Here is a 17,370-nt window from a genome sequence, read left to right on the forward strand (position 1 = left end):
TCATACCGGTCTTTTTAAATAGCTTTCGACTTTTTTATACAGTTCATTTGCCTCAAGAGGCTTTGAAATATAATCATCCATACCGGCATCTATGCATTTTTGCCTGTCACCCGACATGGCATATGCGGTCATGGCTATAATCGGTATATGAGCATTTGTATATCTTTCCGTATCTCTTATAATTTTGGTGGCTTCAAACCCGTTTAATTCCGGCATCTGTATATCCATCAATATCAAATCCACTTTATTACCGTCCAGCATATAAAGGGCCTCTCTTCCATTGGAAGCACACAAAACTTTGTAGCCCTTGTTCTTCATAAAGGCAGAAGCCACTTTCTTGTTTATTTCATTATCATCCACTATAAGTATGGTTGAAGCTTTAGAGTCAGCACCATCTCTTGTATTTGATGCGGTATTTGCTTTATTTTCTATGTAATTTGACTTTAAGGCGCTGTCATCGATTGAAAAATCAGCGGTGAAATAAAAGGTGCTGCCTTCATTTTCTTTGCTGTTTACCCATATCTTTCCGTTCATCATATTTACTATATCCTTGCATATGGCCAGCCCTAATCCTGTTCCCCGGTATTTTTTAGTATAGGAATCATCCCCTTGGCTGAATACTTTAAAGAGCCTTTCCTTTGTTTCATCCGACATTCCTATTCCAGTATCCTCGACGGAGAATAATAATCTTATGGTGTTTTCATCGTTTTTTACCTTGCTTACCCTGATGAATATGTGGCCTCTTTCGGTAAATTTGATGGCATTATTCACAATGTTTATCAATACCTGGCTAAGCCTTAATGAATCCCCTATAAGCTCATGATTTATAAAGGGCTCTATAAAATACATAATCTCTATGTTCTTTTTCTGGCTCACAAGCCATAGCTCTTTGATTATTTTTTCAATAGTATCCTTTAGGTTAAAGGTCTCTTTGTTGAGCTTGAACTTTCCTGATTCGATTTTTGATATATCCAGCAGGTTGTCTATTATTTCCATAAGCATTCTTGATGATTCTTTAAGCATGCCTATGTATTCATGCTGCTGTTCATTAAGCACTGTTTCAGCTAATAATTCCGTAATGCAGATAATCCCATTCATGGGAGTCCTTATTTCATGGCTCATATTTGCAAGAAACTGGCTTTTAGCCCTATTTGCCCTTTCCGCTTCTTCTTTTAAGGCTTCCATTTCCTTATAATTGTGTCTTAATTCTTCTTCTTCTGCTGCCAGCTCTTCATAAATAGATGTCAGTTCTTCGTACTTTTCGCTTAGCTCTTTTTCCTTTTCCACACGTTCGGTTATATCCCTTGCTATCATGGATGCGCCTATAACATTTCCGTCATCATTCTTTATTGCGGAAACAGTTAAGGAAACATTGACAAGATGTCCGTCTTTTGCCATGCGCATGGTTTCAAAATTGTTCAAAAATATTCCGCCCATGGTGTTTTCAATATTTTTCTTTGCTTCTTCTGCCCTATCATGGGGTACAAGAATCAATATACTTTTGCCGACTACCTCGTCTTCCTTATATCCGTATATTCTTTCCGCTCCATAATTCCAGCTGGTTATAATGTTTTCTAAATCCGTACTTATTATGGCATCCTGTGAATGCTCGACTATTGCAGCCAGCCTTCTCATGGCATTTTCTTTTTCAATCCTCTCAGAGATATCCCTTATAACATATAACACAATATCATCTATACCTGTTTTCATGGAAATGACTTCTACATGAACAAAACTGCCATCCTTTTTATAGTGAACGGCCTCAAAATTCTCTCCGGTATCCTTCACATTGCTTAATTTTGCCCTGCCCTTATCCCCCTTATTAAAATGCCATAAATCCCCTATGCTTTTACCTATAAGCTCATCATATGTATATCCATAGAACTTAACTGCGCTTTTATTGGCTTCAATTATTTTATCCTCTTTATCAACGAAAATAAGAGTGTCTAAAGCATTTTGGAATTTCTCATTATAAATATCCTCTTCTTTGATTTTATATCCTTCATCCATAGTGCTCATAAATTACCTCCGCAATATATGGTATAACTCAGCTTATCATGGGCATATAGTCAATTGTTTTTCCAATAACTCTCCAATCTCATAAGGAGATAATGGCCTTGCTATATAATGCCCCTGAATTTTATCGCATTGTTCATCTTTTAATATATTAAATTGTTCTCCTGTCTCCACTCCTTCGGCAATTACAGATAACTTCATTTTATGAGCCAGTGTTATTATGCCCTCAACAATTGACATTACATCTGAGTCGGCGGTTATGTTATCGATAAAGGATTTATCTATTTTCAAGGAGTTTATGGGCAGCATTTTTAAATAGTTCAAGGATGAATATCCTGTGCCAAAATCATCCAATGCAATTTTAATACCCATATCCTGAAGCTTTGTAAGTATTTCTATACTTTGATAAAAAGGCTCGATGAGCACATTTTCCGTTATTTCAAACTCTATGAAGCTGGTTAGTACTTCTGTTTCCTCCAAAATATTATTAACCGCTTGAATGAAGCCCGAATGTTTCAACTGTATAGGTGATATATTTATGGCTATGTGTTCAAAATTGTAGCCCTTATCTTTCCATATCCTGCTTTGCATACATACATTTTTAAGAACCCATTCTCCTATCTGAATTATAAAGCCGGATTCCTCGGCTATGGATATAAATTCTGCAGGCACCACCACTCCATATTCCGGGCTGTTCCATCTGATAAGAGCTTCCAGGCTTGTTATTTCTCCGGTTTTAATATTAAACTGAGGCTGATAGCACAAATAAAATTCATCATTTTCAATGGCATTTCTCATCCTTTTTTCAAGCTCGGTTCTCTTGATTATCTCTGAAATTACTTTTCTGTTATAGAAACTGTATGTATTTTTTCCCGACCTCTTTGCTTCGTACATGGCCGCGTCCGCATTTTTCAAAATGGTGCTTACGTCCACGCCGTCATCGGGATAAAGGGCTATGCCTATGCTGGTAGTTACATAAACCTGTTTTTCTCCTATTTCAAATGGATTCACAAAAATATCCAGAATATTTTTGGCCAGTTGTGCGCTGGTCACATCTCCTTCATTTTGCGGATGTAATATTATGAATTCGTCTCCTCCAAATCTGCATACCTCATCATCAGGCCCCAAAGTCAATTTAAGCATTTGGGCAGCAAGCTTTATCAATTGATCACCATAATCATGACCTAAGGAATCATTTACTTTTTTGAAATTATCGAGATCTATAAATAATACCGAACCTCTTTTATCCGAAATAACTGCTTCTTTTAAAATACTTCCCAGTCTCTCTTCAAAGAGAGCCCTGTTTTGAAGTCCTGTTAAATAGTCATAGTATACAAGCTTTACAAGCTTCTCCTCCGTCTCTTTTCTCTCTGTTATATCGTTCAGCGAGCCTATCATGCTGATTATCTTCCCGTCATCACCCTTTATTCCTTTTCCGCTTGCAAATACCCATTTATATTCGCCTATGCGGGGCTTCATTCTAAACTCACTCTGAAAATACATGGTTCTTCCTGATAAGTGATTTTCAATATCTTTTGACAAAGCATCCCTGTCATCCGGATGGACAATATCTCTTATTGATATACAGTCAAATTCCTCATAAGAGTATCCTAATGTGTTGGTTACCTTTTCCGTAAATTGAAATTTTCCTGCCGTTATATCCCATTCCCATATGGTGTTGCTTGTACCTTCGATTATTAAATCCAGTCTTTCCTTCCATACCCTGATGTCTTCCTCTTTATTTTTAAGTTCATTGTATTTGACAGTTAGTTCATCTTCAGCAGCAGATAGCTGTATGCTTAAGTTTTTTAAATCATTTTCAAAAACGTTAAGCTGCTCAACATATATACCTATATTTTTTCTGTAATAAATGATAATCCTGTATAATACATAAGATGTTGCTGTCAGATATAAAAGGCTTTTGACCATTTTAAGTATGAGAACTGTATCCATGTCCGAAATGAATTTATGCAGAACAACATCTATTAGAAATACGCAGAAAATGCCGGACAGCAGATATAAACCCACTGCCTTTAGCGGCATGAATTTTACAGTTAAGTGTGGTATTGAATTTTGATATGTTCTCTGCAATCTCTTATCCATTGAGGTATCAGCTCCGTTTTCATAAAAGGATATGCATTAAGACATGAAAATTTGAATTATTATTACTTTATTATTTAATAATATATTTTATTACTAAAATATACAATTTTCTACAGTCATGTCATAAAATGATATTTTATTCTGATAAAATGTAATTAGCAGCATTATATAATGCAGTAGACATAATGAAATGCATATGTTGATTATATATAAAAAAGAATCTCTTAAAAAGAGACTCTTTGAAATTGCTTCATTATTTTTTTCACCGCTGCCGCAGCTTTAACTTTTAATCCGATGACAGGCGAGATTATGATAGTATTGCTTTTACTTAAGGCTTTTCTTAACTCTTCTATTGTATTTGCTTCAGCATTGAGGCGGTTTCTTATGCATCCCATCTGAAGCCAGTAATGAGTATCGCTCCCGGCTGTCACTTTCATGTTAAGGGATTGTGCAAGCCTCATTACCATATGGCTTTTTTTATAGTCCTTGCCGTTTAATTCTAAAAAATCTAATTGTTTCAATATGTCATCCGGAAGATTGCTTAGCGATTTGTTATTTCTGTACGAATGTGCTCCTATCATTATCATATTTCTTTTTTTTGCTTCTTTAATCAAATAATCTATAGAAGGATAATTTTCTTTGTTCAAGTTCGGTGACAGCACATTATGAAGGCTTGATACATCATCCCTTTTCCCGATTATGGCAACATGACCGCCTTCTTTTATATCCACTTCCATTCCGCAGAATACTTTAAGCCCATCTATGATATAATGATCATCAATATAAGGGTAGCTGTCCATCAATTCATAAATTTTTTCAAAGCCGGACGTATTAAAATGCTCGGTTACTGCTATGGCATGAAAACCGCTCCTTAGCGCCGCTCTTATTAAATTATTAAAATTAGACCTGCTGAATTGGCTTTTTTTTGAAAGCTTTGCATGGCAATGTAAATCTATATCCATAAGTAACTCCTTAAGTTTATAAAATTGATATCAGTAAATAAATATAAAGCAGTGAGCCTAATAAAAACGCCATCTCCTTATAGCCGATCTTTAAATAGGATAATTTCAGTTTTTTCACTTCCCGGTTTAAAAGGGCATAGGAAAATCCTCTTACCTCCAGTGCCTCAACCGTAGTCCTCGTCCTTTTGGCCGTATTTAATACCAAGGGATAAAAGGCCCCGACTGCCATATTCAGCATGTATGCAATTTGGCGCCAATACAAAAACCCCTTTTTATCAGGCGGCACTCCACGGAGCCTGTATGAATTTATTATATTATTATATTCCTCTATTAAAACAGGCACCATCCTATAACCATAGGAAACTGCAAAAGTGACATGCCCGGGAACTCCGAAGCTTAATAATGCATCACTCAGCCTTTCAGGATCCATGTTGCAGAATATTGCTATGCTTGAAAGTGAGATGACAACAAGCTTTAAAGTTAAAACTGTCATGGCCAGGAAGGCATCAACACCTCCTCCGAAAATATAGGCAACCAGGCTGTAGCATAGCAATTCCATTGCTATGCCTGTACAAAGAAGAAAGATAATAAATTTACTGACCTTTGAAACATATGCTACAGCTGCAACAAACAGAAAAAGCCCTATAAGCACTGCTCTGTCAAATATAAACCATGGAATAAGCGCAAATATAAGGTACCATATGATTAAAATCCTGGGATCCAACCGGGAAATAAGGGTTTCATTGCTTCCAAAAGCAGTTTTATATAATTCAATCTTAATCCTTTCTACCGAAATTTTATTGAAGAGCTTTGTCATATATTCCATAGTTCGAACCCTCCCTGGTTTTAAAAACCCTTCTTTCAAATTCATTCAGAGTGAAAATCAAAGGCGTAATATCTAGCTCCTGACACAGCTCCACAATCTGAGGAGATTTTAAATTGGCTTTCTTAAGGAGTTCTTTGTTATTGAAAATATCATGCTTATTACCAATTGCCAGTATTTTGCCCTCCTTCATTACCACAATTCTGTCAGCCCACTCTGCCACAAGCTGCATATCATGGGTGGTTATTACCGCTGTTTTTATTTTATCCCTTAAATGCTCCAATATTGAGACCATGTTTTTTCGGTTAGAAATATCTAAACTTCCGGTAGGTTCGTCCAGCAAAATAACCGAAGGATTACAGGCTACTCCTATTGCAATCGATGCCCTGCGCTGCTGCCCGCCGCTTAACAGCCTCCCATCCTTATCCTGAAGCTTTGCAAGATCCAAAATATCAACTATGTTGTTCACCGCTTCCTGATAATTTTCATATCTTCTGGACTTCAGAAAATATTCTATATCCTTTCGGATGCTGTCTTCTATGAACATCTCTTCAGGGTTTTGATAAATATATGCCGCTTTTTCTGACAGCTTTCCGATTTGTATCTTTTGAGTATCATTGCCGTATACAAAGACATTTCCTGAAACAGGTTTTATGATACCGGAGATCAATTTTAAAAGAGTTGATTTTCCTGCACGTTGCTTCCGACCAAAGCCAGCCTCTCACCTTCATATACGGTAAGATTTATATCATTCAAAGCCAACTTCATCTCATTGTCCAATGCTTTGCTGCCGTATGAGACGCCTTCAAAAACAATTGCAGGCTTTTTTTCACTGTTTTTTAATTCAATGCCTTTATCATCATTTACAGAGACCATGTTAATATTGCCGAAATACTCTCTGCAACCTTTGATGCTTATGGGATAACCGTTAAAATTTTCATTCTTTAAACTGCTTCGTGACAATATATACGCTGCCTGGGTAACCTGTGGCGGATATATGTTTTTTCCCTTTAATTCAGGACTGTTCAATGCTTCCTTTACATCCTTTTTCCACAATAAGCGCCCCTCATCCATCATTATCACCGAATTGCAGTAATCTGCTATGAATTCGCTGTGGTGTTCAATGACAATGACGGTTTTTCTGTATACTTCATTTAATGCTTTTAATTTTTCATATATTAGCACTGCATTTACAGGGTCTAACTGTGCTGCCGGCTCATCGACTATTATAATATCAGGATTCAGAGACATCACTCCTGCAAGGGCTGCCATGTGTTTTTGACCTCCGCTCAATTCCCATATAAATTTATCCTTTATGTGTTCCAGACTCAATAATTTTAAGGCATCTTCGCCGCGTTTTTTATAATCCGTATATCCGAAATTCAAGGGGGCGAATATCACATCATCATGTACTGTTGAGCGTACCAGCTGGTTTTCGAAATCCTGATATACATATGCCACATTTAAGGCCAGAGAAGCCACAGAAAAGTTAAGGGTATTTTTACCCTTAACTTCCACTGTACCTTCAAAATCTCCGGTAATATAATGGGGAATCACCCCGTTTATCACTTTGCAAAGAGTGGTTTTTCCGCTGCCGTTGCTTCCGATTATGGCAGTAAAATCCCCTTCGTTGATTTCAAGGCCTATATTTTTTAAAGAAGGCACCGTATCTCCGGGGTAAGTAAACGACAGACCCTTGATGGAAATAATCCCTTGAGGCATGCTATATCTCCTTTGACACTGCGGATTTATTTCTTCCAAATATAAAGATGGAAACCACAACCAGCGCTGCTACTGCAATGGGAACCCAAATAAAATTATCACCAAATTTATCTAAAAATTCACCTTCCCATTCGATTATGGTTATGCCCATTTCAGCCATGAAAGATATTACTGTGCCAAGTATGGCAGATATAACCGCTCCGAATATAAGAGCCGGCGGTATTGCGCTTTTGGAATTGTCAAATACTCGGGGTTTGATACCTAAAAGAGGTTCAATTTTACCGTAAAATTTAGGAATGAAATATAATGTAGGTATAAGTCCAAAAATGATTCCCGTTACAATGAATTCGATTAAAAAATCTACGCCTTCGATTATTACTATACTTTCCGGAAGCCCGGGTACGGCTTCTAAGGCTTCGACTCCTACCCATACTTTTCCGATGTCAATCAGAGTGCCTGCAAATTCCTGAAAGCCAAAGCCTATGAGGGCGGCCCACATGAGCTGTTTTCTGTCTTTAATGTCCTTTACCATTTTACCTGCTAAAAAAAGACCCATGGTAAGTATTATGACTTCTTCAAATTCTCCCAAGCCTCCGAATTCACCCAGCAAAAGGTCGGCAAAAACTATCTCGCCTATAGGCGCTGCCAGAGCTACCCAGAAGTTATCAAACAATATGCATAGTACGATAGGAATAAAGATAAAGCTGGATATACCAATTTCCAAAGGTCCCACTTTGAGCTCAGGTAAAATTTCCGCCACCAGGTTCTCAAGTCCTGATAATGACATTGCCAAGATGAAGAGCATAACTGTCTTGGACTGTTCATTTTGGTTCTTTACTAATGAATTTTCCATATATAATTCCTCCTGAAATTTTTATTTTGCAGAAAACCCCATCTAAATAAAAAGAAGTTTCCTACAATCTGGCAATTCCATTATATTTTTTTTACATTAATCATCCATTAAAGGTATGTTAATTGGATGTAAATAAATCATCATTATAAAATTTATGAAAAAAATATTTCATTTTGTTGAAAAATATTTATAATAGAAAGTAAGAAACTAAATAAGTAGGAGAATTTATTATGAATTTTTTAGATTTAAATACACAGATAGATGATATGACAGGCAGTCAGAAAAAAATTGCGGATTTCATTTCAAAAAACCATGCCCGCCTGGCGTATCTTACAGAAAAAGAGATAGCCGAAGAGCTTAAAATAAGCCCTGCTACTATCTCAAGATTTTGGAGGACAATTGGGTTTTCAAACAGCAAAGAGTTTAAAAAGTATCTGAAAGAAAAAATGACCACCACACCGGCAAATAAGCTTGAAGATATTTTAAACAAAACAGGAAAAGGGAATTTAACGGAAGAAATATTTCATTTAGCTTCCAGCTATTTGAACGAAACATTGCTGCATCTTGATACTGAACAATTTAAGAAGGCCGTTTCTGCAATAACAGGCGCCAGAAACATCTATGTTTACGGCTCAGGTTCCTGCGAATGTCTGGTTGACCTTTTTCAATTCCGTTTAAATCGACTAGGTTTAGATATAAAAAAAATAGCCAAAAGCGGCCATGAAATATTTGAATCGCTGGTCAATATCGACTGTCAGGATGTCATTGTAATTTTCGGTTTTGTCAATATATTGCCGGAAGTAAGGGTGCTTTTGGATTTTGCCGGGCAAAAGATATGCACAACACTGTTAATCACAGATCTTTTAGTTTCTGAAATGATAGAAAAAAGCAATATTGTCCTTTATACTGCCCGCGGAGAATTATGGGAGTTTCACTCCATGGTCGCCCCCATTGCACTTTTAGAATCTCTTATTGTAGGAGTTTCCCGCAAAAATGAAAAAGAATCCCTTTGCAAATTGGATGAGCTGCATAAGCTCCGCAAACATTATGAGGAATATATACCAAAGTATTGATAAATTTCATATGAAGTAATGGAATATGCTGTCTATTACTTCCAAACCCGCCCTGATTCCGTTGTCTCCAAATATTATACCGCCCTTTGTATCTTCTAATCTTACTGTTACCTTTGAATCAATGCTCTCTTTTATTCTCCTGTCCATATTCCCCATAACCGGCGCCATAAGGACACCGGAGTTTTCCGGCTGAATTTCCATATCCATTTTGTATTTATTGTTCATAATAGATATATGTATCGAATTCTCAACTTTCACCAGCTTAGTTATCTTCGATTTATTATAGGTGGCAAATCTGAATAACTCCTTTCCTGTATATAAAAATGCAATAAAGCCTATAAAATAGCTTTTAAGCCAGGGTATATTTGCAATAGAAATAAAAACCGAAGCATCTTTGCTCTCAAAATTGTTGCAATGAAGCCACAGCCACTCCTTTGGAAAGGATGTGCCCCAATCCTTTTCTATATAGCCTTTGCCGCCGGTAAAATCAAATGTTTTCCCGTCAATTGACATTTCTCCCCAAAGATCATGGTTGAGGGAAACTATCGCATGCTTGCACTCCATATATGGTACATAGGAATACCACCCCATGATCCCCGGTGATAAAAGGCTCTTGGGGTATTTTACAGAATCCTTATAATTTATTTTTGCTGCTATTTTTGTTTTTTCATCCTGGATATTTACAGATATATGTTTATCGGTAAATACCGAATGGCCTACTTTAACCATAAATCCTTTACTGTCCCATGAGAATTCATCAAGGCTGTATTGTATGTATTTTGTCTCTCCCGTAACGCCGTCTATAACCTGTATGAATGCATGGGGATTTTCAGGGCACAGCGATATTCCTGGGATAAAGGAATATGCATTTAAAAGATTCCGGCTTACATGCTTGAAATACCAGCCTTCAAAATATCTTTTATAAGACAGCTTTCCTAAAAATGCTTCCTGTCTGAATACTTTAAACATTCTCTTCCCTCATTTGCCAAATATTTTATTATAGTATTGCCCCGTCCTTCAAAGTATTATATTTCATTCTGTAAATTAATAAGTTAAGTATAAATATGGGATGCAAACCTACAGAATTTATACTAAAATAGAAAAGGCGGCTATTATCCGATTCTTTAACTACAGTATTTGGTTTGGGGGGAAATTTATGGATATGATTAGAAAATTTATGAAATATTATAAGCCTTATAAGTTGATTTTTTTTACGGATATGGCGTGTGCATTGACAGCATCCGGCATAGACCTTATGTTTCCCGTCCTGGTAAGGGATATACTAAACAGGCTTCAGACTCAGGCTGCTGCGGCTTCCGGTACCATAATAAAAATAGGAATATTGATGTTTGCGTTATATATAATCCAGTATTTCTGCAATTATTATATAACCTCCTGGGGACATATAATGGGAGCCAGGATGGAATATGACATGAGAAATAAGCTTTTCACGCATCTTCAGAAGCTGTCCTTCACTTATTTTGACAACAACAAGACCGGTCAGATTATGTCCCGAATAGTAAATGACCTTTTGGATATAGCCGAACTGGCCCACCATGGCCCCGAGGAGATATTCATTTCCGTTACAAAAATACTAGGCGCATTTATAATACTCCTCACCATAAACGTGAAGCTTACTTTAATAACCTTTGCCTTCCTTCCGGTAATGACCTGGTTTTCCTTTTACTATAATGACAAGATGAGGGCGGTATTTACAAGGAATAAGGAAAAGATAGCCGATGTAAATGCCCAGCTAGAGGACAGTATAGCCGGTGTCAGGGTGGTGCAGTCCTTTTCAAACGAAGGTATTGAAGTAGAAAAGTTCAAAAAAGGAAACAAGCTGTTTCTTGCAACCAAAGAGGACAGCTATGAATATATGGGGAGATTTTACAGCGGTGTAACCTTGTTTGAAGGCCTAATATATGTATCCGCAGCCATAATAGGAGCCCTCTTTATCGGTTCCGGTTCCATAAACGCTGCGGACTTGGTGGCTTATCTTTTATTTATCAATACATTCTTAGCACCCATACGTACCATACTTCACTTTACCGAGCAATTTCAAAGAGGCATGACGGGCTTTTTAAGATATGAGGAGATTTTAGCCATCAATCCCGACATAGAGGATAAGGAGGATGCTGTTGACATAAATGATTTCAACAAGGATATAGTCTTTGAAGATGTGTCCTTTAAATATTCCTCAGGGGATTATGTATTGAGGAATATTTCATTGACCATAAACAAAGGAGAAACCATAGCTTTAGTAGGCCAGTCCGGCGGCGGAAAAACCACTTTATGCAGCCTTATTCCAAGATTTTATGATGTCACTGAAGGGAGTATAAAAATAGACGGAAAAGATATAAGGGATATTAAGCTTGATTCCCTAAGAAAAAAGATAGGTATTGTGCAGCAGGATGTTTACCTCTTTGCCGGAAGCATCATGGAAAACATAAGATACGGAAAGCCTGATGCATCGGATGAAGAAATAATAGAAGCCTCAAAAAATGCAAATGCCCACGAATTTATAATGGCCTTTGAAAATGGCTACAATACTTATGTCGGCGAGAGAGGAGTTAAATTATCAGGAGGACAAAAGCAAAGGATAAGCATTGCCCGTGCATTTTTAAAGAATCCTCCTGTGCTTATACTGGATGAAGCAACCTCCTCCCTTGATAACCAGAGCGAAAAAATAGTACAGCAATCCTTAGAGAAGCTTTCAGATTCAAGAACTACCTTAGTTATAGCACATAGGCTATCCACTATAAAAAACGCGGATAAAATACTGGTTTTAACGGATAACGGCATTGAAGAGGAAGGCAGCCACGATGAGCTTTTAACTAAAAACGGAATATATGCCGCCCTGTACAACACCCAGTTTGCAGAAATATCAGAGAGTGTCGATTAAGTTTTTTAAAATTATCTGTCAATTTTTTTAAACTTTTTCATATACTGAATTAAAGAGATAAGGGGGAGTAACTCACAGGGAAATTTTCCTGGTTACTAAGGTCGACATAATGGCGAAAGCCCGCTTTAGTACAGTTTATACTGAGAGCCAGACCTTTATTTCAACATACTTATGTTGAAATAAAGGTCTTTTAATTTTAGGAGGTGAAAATATGCTGTCCCCAAGCCTTGAAGATTATCTTGAGGAAATATACAGGCTTTCAATTAAAAATTCCATAAGAGTAAGCGACATAGCTGACAGCCTCAGCGTATCCATGCCTTCTGTGGTAAAGGCTTTAAAAAGGCTTCATGATAAGGAATATCTCATATACAAACCTCATGATGAAATTACCCTTACCGATAAAGGTGAAGAACTGGGGAACTATCTTGTTAAAAGGAACAGTATTTTAAGAGAATTTTTAGAAATTATAGGTTCAAAATGCAACATAGCCGATGAGGCCGAGGCAATGGAACATTATCTTTCCCTGCCTACCATGCACTCCATCGAACATATGGTGGACTATTTTAATAATAACCCAAAAATAAAGGAAGGCTTTTTAAATTTCGTCTCCAAAGACACTAGCCTTTAAAATAAGAAAATGGCCTTATAGAGGCCACTACACTAAGTTTAATATTCTTGCAATCTGGGCTATTGTAAAGCATATTATAATGCCTATTGCCGTAGGAATAATTGCTCCGAGTACAGTCCATTTAATGCTCCCCGTTTCCTTTCTTATAGTCCATAATGTGGTTCCGCAGGGAAAGTGAAGCAGCGAAAAAATCATTGTATTTAATGCGGTCACCCAGGTCCATCCATGATTTATAAGAAGTCTTCTGAATTCATCCAGGCTTTCCATTTCAATCATGGCCCCCTGGGACAGATAGCTCATTATTAGAATGGGCAAAACTATTTCATTTGCAGGGAGTCCCAATATAAAAGCCATGAGGATAAATCCGTCAATTCCAATTATTTGAGCAAAGGGATTTAAAAAATTAGCAACGTGAGCAATTATGCTCATATCACCTATATATAAGTTTCCTAAAATCCAGGTTATCGCCCCTGCCGGCGCCGCTACTACCATGGCTCTTCCCAGTACGAATATTGTCCTGTCAATTATGGAGGTATATATTATCCTCCCCAACTGGGGCTTTCTGTATGGGGGAAGCTCAAGTATGAAAAAGGATGGCACACCCTTTAAAAGGGTTTTTGATAAAACATACGATACTAAAAGTGAAATGGCTATTCCCGCCACAACAAGCAAAGCAACGCTTAAGGATGCAATTACAGAACCATACTTATATCCTATGATACCCCCTGCAAATATGCCGGCAATTGTAATAAGGGTGGGAAATCTCCCGTTACAGGGCACGAAATTGTTCGTCAGTATGGCAATAAGCCTTTCCCTTGGAGAGTCAATAATCCTGCAGGCAATAACCCCTGCCGCATTGCAGCCAAATCCCATGCACATGGTCAGTGCCTGTTTCCCATGAGCACAGGCTTTTTTAAACATGTGGTCAAGATTAAAGGCCACTCTGGGAAGATACCCCAAATCCTCCAGCAATGTAAATATTGGAAAGAAAATTGCCATGGGGGGAAGCATTACAGATAATACCCATGCAGCAGTTCTGAATAAACCCAAAACCAGAATTCCGTGAAGCCAGTTGGGGGCATTTAGATACTGAAACATTAAAGTTATTTTTTCTTCAGCTTTAAATAATAAATCTGCCAGCATTTGTGAAGGTATGTTAGCACCTTCCACCGTTATCCAGAAAACACCTGCCAGCAAAAAAAGCATCAAAGGTATTCCAAATGTTCTGGAGGTTATGATATCATCTATTTTATTGTCTATGCTACTTTTTTCTGAGTTCTTATTTTTGACGGTTTTTTGTGCAATGTCCTCTGCCCTAGTATAAATGCTTTTAACCAGCTTATCCCTGAATTGATTTGAGTATTTTAATTTTACATCCTCGGATATGGATATTAATTTTAAAAATTCATTTGAGCTAATGCGGTTCATAAGAGTATTTCACCTGTCCCTAACATATATTCTTTTATGGAATCTATTATGGTTTTATCTCCGTCTAAAAGCCTCAATGCGATCCATCTTGCCTTTATCTCATCTTCAATGTACTCACTCAGCCTTGGCATAATGTTTTTCAATGCCCCTTCTATATCCTCTTCATATTTCATTCTTTTAGGATGCGGCTTTAATTTCCCCGCAGCTACATCATACACACAATCCATAAGCTCACATAACCCAGTGCCTTCTCTTGCGGCGGCAGTCACAACGGGAATCCCAAGCTCAATGGATAATCCGCTTGCATCTACCTCTATGTTTTTCCTTTTTGCTTCGTCCATTAAGTTTACGCACATAATCACGTTGTCCGTCAGCTCCATTACCTGCAATACCAAATTCAGGTTTCTTTCAAGATTGGTAGCATCTGTAACTACTATGGTTGCATCAGGATTTCCAAAGCAGATAAAATCCCGGGCCACCTGCTCTTCAATGGAACTTGCAAGAAGTGAATAAGTTCCCGGTAAATCTATCAATATAAAGTCGCAATCTCTGTGCCTGTAATTTCCCCGGGCGTTGGTCACCGTTTTACCCGGCCAGTTTCCCGTGTGCTGATGAAGACCGGTTAAAGCATTAAATACAGTGCTTTTCCCTGTATTAGGATTTCCCGCCAGCGCTATTACAGCTTCATTCCCATTAAGCTTTTCCACATTGAAGACATCTGCCATCCCTTCCTTAGTACCTGACTGCCGTGTTAAGCCCATACATAACCTCCTTAATTTTCCTGTATTAGTTCAATATCTATAAGAGAAGATTCCTCTCTTCTTAATGCCATGAGCGCGCCTCTTATCAAAAAAGCTGTCGTATCTCCCGTTCTGTTCCTTCGCATTGCTTTTATCTCAGTGTCTGGAATTATGCCTATATCGAGCATCCTGTTCCTTAGGAGTCCTTGTGCATTTATAGTTCTGACCTTGCATGCCTTACCTAGGGGAACATCGGATAATTTTAAGCTTCCTTGAAGAACCTCACAGGTATTTTGAAATGTCAATGATACCGTATTATTCATTCTTATTCCCTCCTCAATTAGCCTTGGCTAATTAATGTTAATTCCAATTCCTTTTACAAATTAATCAATATGTAGGCATATCTCAGAACAATTAGACCAGGCTAATAACCTATTACATCCTATGCATGAGACAAAAAAGTGTTACACCAGGCTAATAGTTAATGGGTATAAGGGTATTTAATTGAATTTTCCAGTATGTATTAAAATAATATTTATTTATTAAAATTTTTTATTACAATATTGATAAAGCAAAAAAGGCAATGTATAATATAGGATGTTGTTATAAAAACATTAAAAAGAAAAGATGGTATATTATGAAATTAATCGATGAAATTAAGGTGCTTCAAGAAGAACTAAACAGCATCGTAAATGAAAACAGCAACGACATGTCAAGGTTAATTAATTTAAGCGAAAAATTAGACAAGCTTATAGCGCAATATTATTCCGAAACCCAAAATAAATAACAGCCTGTATTAAGCTGTTATATTTCCATGGGTTTATTATCATCTTTACATATTATCATTGTTTATGCTTTTGTTATAATAATTTAAATCCTCTCTCTTTTCCCAGCCAAGGGACTGCCAGAAGGAATTTCCCGTATCATTACTGCTAAAAACAACCAGTGCGCATTTGTTTATTCCTTCCTTAGATAATGCTTCTAATACTGCATCCACCATTGAGCTTCCTATTTTTAGCTTGCGGTGCTTATCACTTACACAGGTATGATATATGTAACCCCTTCGCCCATCATGACCGCACATTATGGTACCGACTATTTTCTCATGGACTGTTGCCACAAAATTGGTTGAAGGATTTCTTAAAAGGAATTTGTTTATTCCCTCTCTCGAATCATCCATGCTTCTGACGCCCATACCCGGGGTTGTTGTCCACATTTCAAACACCTTATCATAGTCATCAATTGTCATTAACCTTATATTCATTTTGCCCTCCCATGCAGGTACATGTTCTCTAAAATGGCTAAGCCCGTGCTTGTTTTAAAATATTTACTCTTAACTGATTCTATCTCATTAATTCCCATACCGTCTTCGAATATATTTACTAAAAAATCAGCTTCCACCAATATTTGAAAGTCAATATCATCTATTTTATTGTAAGTATGATGATTTCCAATCAAAAACATTATTCTGTCTAAAATGCTTTTATCCAGGTCAAACTCCGAAAGTATATCCAGGGCTACAGGCGGACCTTCTATTTCCTGATATTTTCCGGCGGAAGAACCATACTTGATTTCACTTAATTTTATGCCTATATCGTGAAGTACTGCTGCAATTTCAAGAGATTTGAGTTTATGTGATGAAACTTTTTCAGTTTCACCTATGCACTTTGCAAAGCTTAAAACTTTAAGAGCATGATTTATACGCTTAATATCACCGTCAAAATAAAGAATCATTTTGTTTAAGATGAGGCTAATCATAATCCCTTCCATAATTTTCCTCCGTTAAAAGCTATTTATCCTTTATTATTCTAATATATTTTATTTCATCCTTAATATCCAGATAATTTTTAACGGAATCAGGTATTATACTCCAGGAAAGCTCCATATCATCTTTTACTAATTTCCATAATGAGTCGATTATGTTAAGATAAATCCTCTTCATGACAGCCGACCTGTGAATCATGCAGGGCTCCGGGTCGTTAAAAAATTTGATGCTGTCGCTTATTATGAGCTCTTCCTTTAACGGTAAAGCGGTGGGCTTTTTGTCAAAAATGATGTTATCTTCCATGTCGACAGCCCGGATAATAACATTATCATTTCTGTTCATGTGATTTTCCTCC

The 17,370-nt window shown here is 37.1% G+C and carries 16 protein-coding genes and 1 pseudogene; 4 read left to right on the forward strand and 13 right to left on the reverse strand.

Annotated elements, in window-relative coordinates:
* The 7 genes from OXPF_RS20640 to OXPF_RS20670 all read right to left on the reverse strand — a co-directional run bounded on the left by OXPF_RS20640 (position 1) and on the right by OXPF_RS20670 (position 8,479).
* Positions 1–2,019, reverse strand: coding sequence for a PAS domain S-box protein (locus OXPF_RS20640; RefSeq protein WP_054877096.1), 2,019 nt, complete (start codon positions 2,017–2,019; stop codon positions 1–3).
* Between the two features lie 36 nt (positions 2,020–2,055).
* On the reverse strand, positions 2,056–4,119 hold the full coding sequence (locus OXPF_RS20645) for a putative bifunctional diguanylate cyclase/phosphodiesterase (RefSeq protein WP_054877097.1): 2,064 nt from the start codon (positions 4,117–4,119) through the stop codon (positions 2,056–2,058).
* Between the two features lie 224 nt (positions 4,120–4,343).
* On the reverse strand, positions 4,344–5,081 hold the full coding sequence (locus OXPF_RS20650) for a PHP domain-containing protein (RefSeq protein WP_054877098.1): 738 nt from the start codon (positions 5,079–5,081) through the stop codon (positions 4,344–4,346).
* Between the two features lie 16 nt (positions 5,082–5,097).
* Positions 5,098–5,907 (reverse strand): energy-coupling factor transporter transmembrane component T family protein, encoded by an 810-nt coding sequence (locus tag OXPF_RS20655; protein ID WP_054877099.1) that lies wholly within the window; start codon positions 5,905–5,907, stop codon positions 5,098–5,100.
* Positions 5,879–6,574, reverse strand: coding sequence for an energy-coupling factor ABC transporter ATP-binding protein (locus OXPF_RS22900; protein ID WP_054877100.1), 696 nt, complete (start codon positions 6,572–6,574; stop codon positions 5,879–5,881). The genes OXPF_RS20655 and OXPF_RS22900 overlap by 29 nt, the downstream gene beginning before the upstream one ends.
* A 2-nt stretch (positions 6,575–6,576) precedes the next feature.
* Positions 6,577–7,626 (reverse strand): energy-coupling factor ABC transporter ATP-binding protein, encoded by a 1,050-nt coding sequence (locus OXPF_RS22905; RefSeq protein ID WP_054877101.1) that lies wholly within the window; start codon positions 7,624–7,626, stop codon positions 6,577–6,579.
* A gap of 1 nt (position 7,627) precedes the next feature.
* Entirely contained in the window at positions 7,628–8,479 is an 852-nt protein-coding gene (locus OXPF_RS20670) for a DUF8171 family membrane protein (RefSeq protein ID WP_054877102.1), read from the reverse strand.
* 230 nt (positions 8,480–8,709) lie between these two features.
* Here OXPF_RS20670 and OXPF_RS20675 point away from each other — a divergent pair, with 230 nt between their 5' ends.
* Positions 8,710–9,552, forward strand: a complete 843-nt coding sequence (locus OXPF_RS20675) for a MurR/RpiR family transcriptional regulator (protein ID WP_054877103.1) — start codon at positions 8,710–8,712, stop codon at positions 9,550–9,552.
* 6 nt (positions 9,553–9,558) lie between these two features.
* On the opposite strand, the gene OXPF_RS20680 is transcribed toward OXPF_RS20675, so the two are convergent.
* Complete coding sequence (locus OXPF_RS20680; RefSeq protein WP_054877104.1) at positions 9,559–10,521, reverse strand: tocopherol cyclase family protein; 963 nt, start codon at positions 10,519–10,521, stop codon at positions 9,559–9,561.
* A 187-nt stretch (positions 10,522–10,708) separates the two neighbouring features.
* On the opposite strand from OXPF_RS20680, the gene OXPF_RS20685 reads away from it, so the two are divergent.
* On the forward strand, positions 10,709–12,454 hold the full coding sequence (locus OXPF_RS20685) for an ABC transporter ATP-binding protein (protein WP_054877105.1): 1,746 nt from the start codon (positions 10,709–10,711) through the stop codon (positions 12,452–12,454).
* Positions 12,455–12,665: 211 nt separating this feature from the next.
* A complete protein-coding gene (locus OXPF_RS20690) occupies positions 12,666–13,082 on the forward strand; it encodes a metal-dependent transcriptional regulator (protein WP_054877106.1) in 417 nt (138 codons plus the stop codon).
* Between the two features lie 27 nt (positions 13,083–13,109).
* Here OXPF_RS20690 and feoB read toward each other — a convergent pair.
* Positions 13,110–15,271: pseudogene (gene feoB / locus OXPF_RS23450) on the reverse strand (ferrous iron transport protein B).
* Between the two features lie 11 nt (positions 15,272–15,282).
* Entirely contained in the window at positions 15,283–15,573 is a 291-nt protein-coding gene (locus tag OXPF_RS20705; RefSeq protein WP_054877109.1) for a FeoA family protein, read from the reverse strand.
* A gap of 314 nt (positions 15,574–15,887) precedes the next feature.
* Between OXPF_RS20705 and OXPF_RS22000 the strand changes: the two genes are divergently transcribed.
* Positions 15,888–16,037 (forward strand): aspartyl-phosphate phosphatase Spo0E family protein, encoded by a 150-nt coding sequence (locus tag OXPF_RS22000; RefSeq protein WP_160317286.1) that lies wholly within the window; start codon positions 15,888–15,890, stop codon positions 16,035–16,037.
* A gap of 45 nt (positions 16,038–16,082) precedes the next feature.
* Here the strand turns inward: OXPF_RS22000 and OXPF_RS20710 are convergent, their stop codons facing one another.
* From OXPF_RS20710 to OXPF_RS20720, 3 genes are read right to left on the reverse strand one after another with little or no spacing between them, the layout of a single operon-like run.
* Positions 16,083–16,514 carry a GNAT family N-acetyltransferase gene (locus tag OXPF_RS20710; RefSeq protein ID WP_054877110.1) on the reverse strand — a complete coding sequence of 144 codons (432 nt, stop codon included), beginning with the start codon at positions 16,512–16,514 and terminating at the stop codon, positions 16,083–16,085.
* Entirely contained in the window at positions 16,511–17,020 is a 510-nt protein-coding gene (locus tag OXPF_RS20715) for an HD domain-containing protein (protein ID WP_242854472.1), read from the reverse strand. The genes OXPF_RS20710 and OXPF_RS20715 overlap by 4 nt, the downstream gene beginning before the upstream one ends.
* A 19-nt stretch (positions 17,021–17,039) precedes the next feature.
* Positions 17,040–17,357, reverse strand: coding sequence for a hypothetical protein (locus OXPF_RS20720; RefSeq protein ID WP_054877111.1), 318 nt, complete (start codon positions 17,355–17,357; stop codon positions 17,040–17,042).
* Between the last annotated feature and the right edge of the window lie 13 nt (positions 17,358–17,370).

The sequence above is a fragment of the Oxobacter pfennigii genome (assembly GCF_001317355.1).
In the GTDB taxonomy this organism is placed as follows: domain Bacteria; phylum Bacillota; class Clostridia; order Clostridiales; family Oxobacteraceae; genus Oxobacter; species Oxobacter pfennigii.

Bases quoted from the DNA above. Each gene is read 5' to 3' on its own strand.
- OXPF_RS20710 (WP_054877110.1), bottom strand. From the start codon at position 16,514: ATGAATATAAGGTTAATGACAATTGATGACTATGATAAGGTGTTTGAA.
- OXPF_RS20705 (WP_054877109.1), bottom strand. From the start codon at position 15,573: ATGAATAATACGGTATCATTGACATTTCAAAATACCTGTGAGGTTCTT.
- OXPF_RS20715 (WP_242854472.1), bottom strand. From the start codon at position 17,020: ATGGAAGGGATTATGATTAGCCTCATCTTAAACAAAATGATTCTTTAT.
- OXPF_RS20655 (WP_054877099.1), bottom strand. From the start codon at position 5,907: ATGGAATATATGACAAAGCTCTTCAATAAAATTTCGGTAGAAAGGATT.
- OXPF_RS20640 (WP_054877096.1), bottom strand. From the start codon at position 2,019: ATGAGCACTATGGATGAAGGATATAAAATCAAAGAAGAGGATATTTAT.
- OXPF_RS22905 (WP_054877101.1), bottom strand. From the start codon at position 7,626: ATGCCTCAAGGGATTATTTCCATCAAGGGTCTGTCGTTTACTTACCCC.
- OXPF_RS20685 (WP_054877105.1), top strand. From the start codon at position 10,709: ATGGATATGATTAGAAAATTTATGAAATATTATAAGCCTTATAAGTTG.
- OXPF_RS20670 (WP_054877102.1), bottom strand. From the start codon at position 8,479: ATGGAAAATTCATTAGTAAAGAACCAAAATGAACAGTCCAAGACAGTT.
- OXPF_RS20720 (WP_054877111.1), bottom strand. From the start codon at position 17,357: ATGAACAGAAATGATAATGTTATTATCCGGGCTGTCGACATGGAAGAT.
- OXPF_RS20690 (WP_054877106.1), top strand. From the start codon at position 12,666: ATGCTGTCCCCAAGCCTTGAAGATTATCTTGAGGAAATATACAGGCTT.
- OXPF_RS22000 (WP_160317286.1), top strand. From the start codon at position 15,888: ATGAAATTAATCGATGAAATTAAGGTGCTTCAAGAAGAACTAAACAGC.
- OXPF_RS20645 (WP_054877097.1), bottom strand. From the start codon at position 4,119: ATGGATAAGAGATTGCAGAGAACATATCAAAATTCAATACCACACTTA.
- OXPF_RS20675 (WP_054877103.1), top strand. From the start codon at position 8,710: ATGAATTTTTTAGATTTAAATACACAGATAGATGATATGACAGGCAGT.
- OXPF_RS20650 (WP_054877098.1), bottom strand. From the start codon at position 5,081: ATGGATATAGATTTACATTGCCATGCAAAGCTTTCAAAAAAAAGCCAA.
- OXPF_RS20680 (WP_054877104.1), bottom strand. From the start codon at position 10,521: ATGTTTAAAGTATTCAGACAGGAAGCATTTTTAGGAAAGCTGTCTTAT.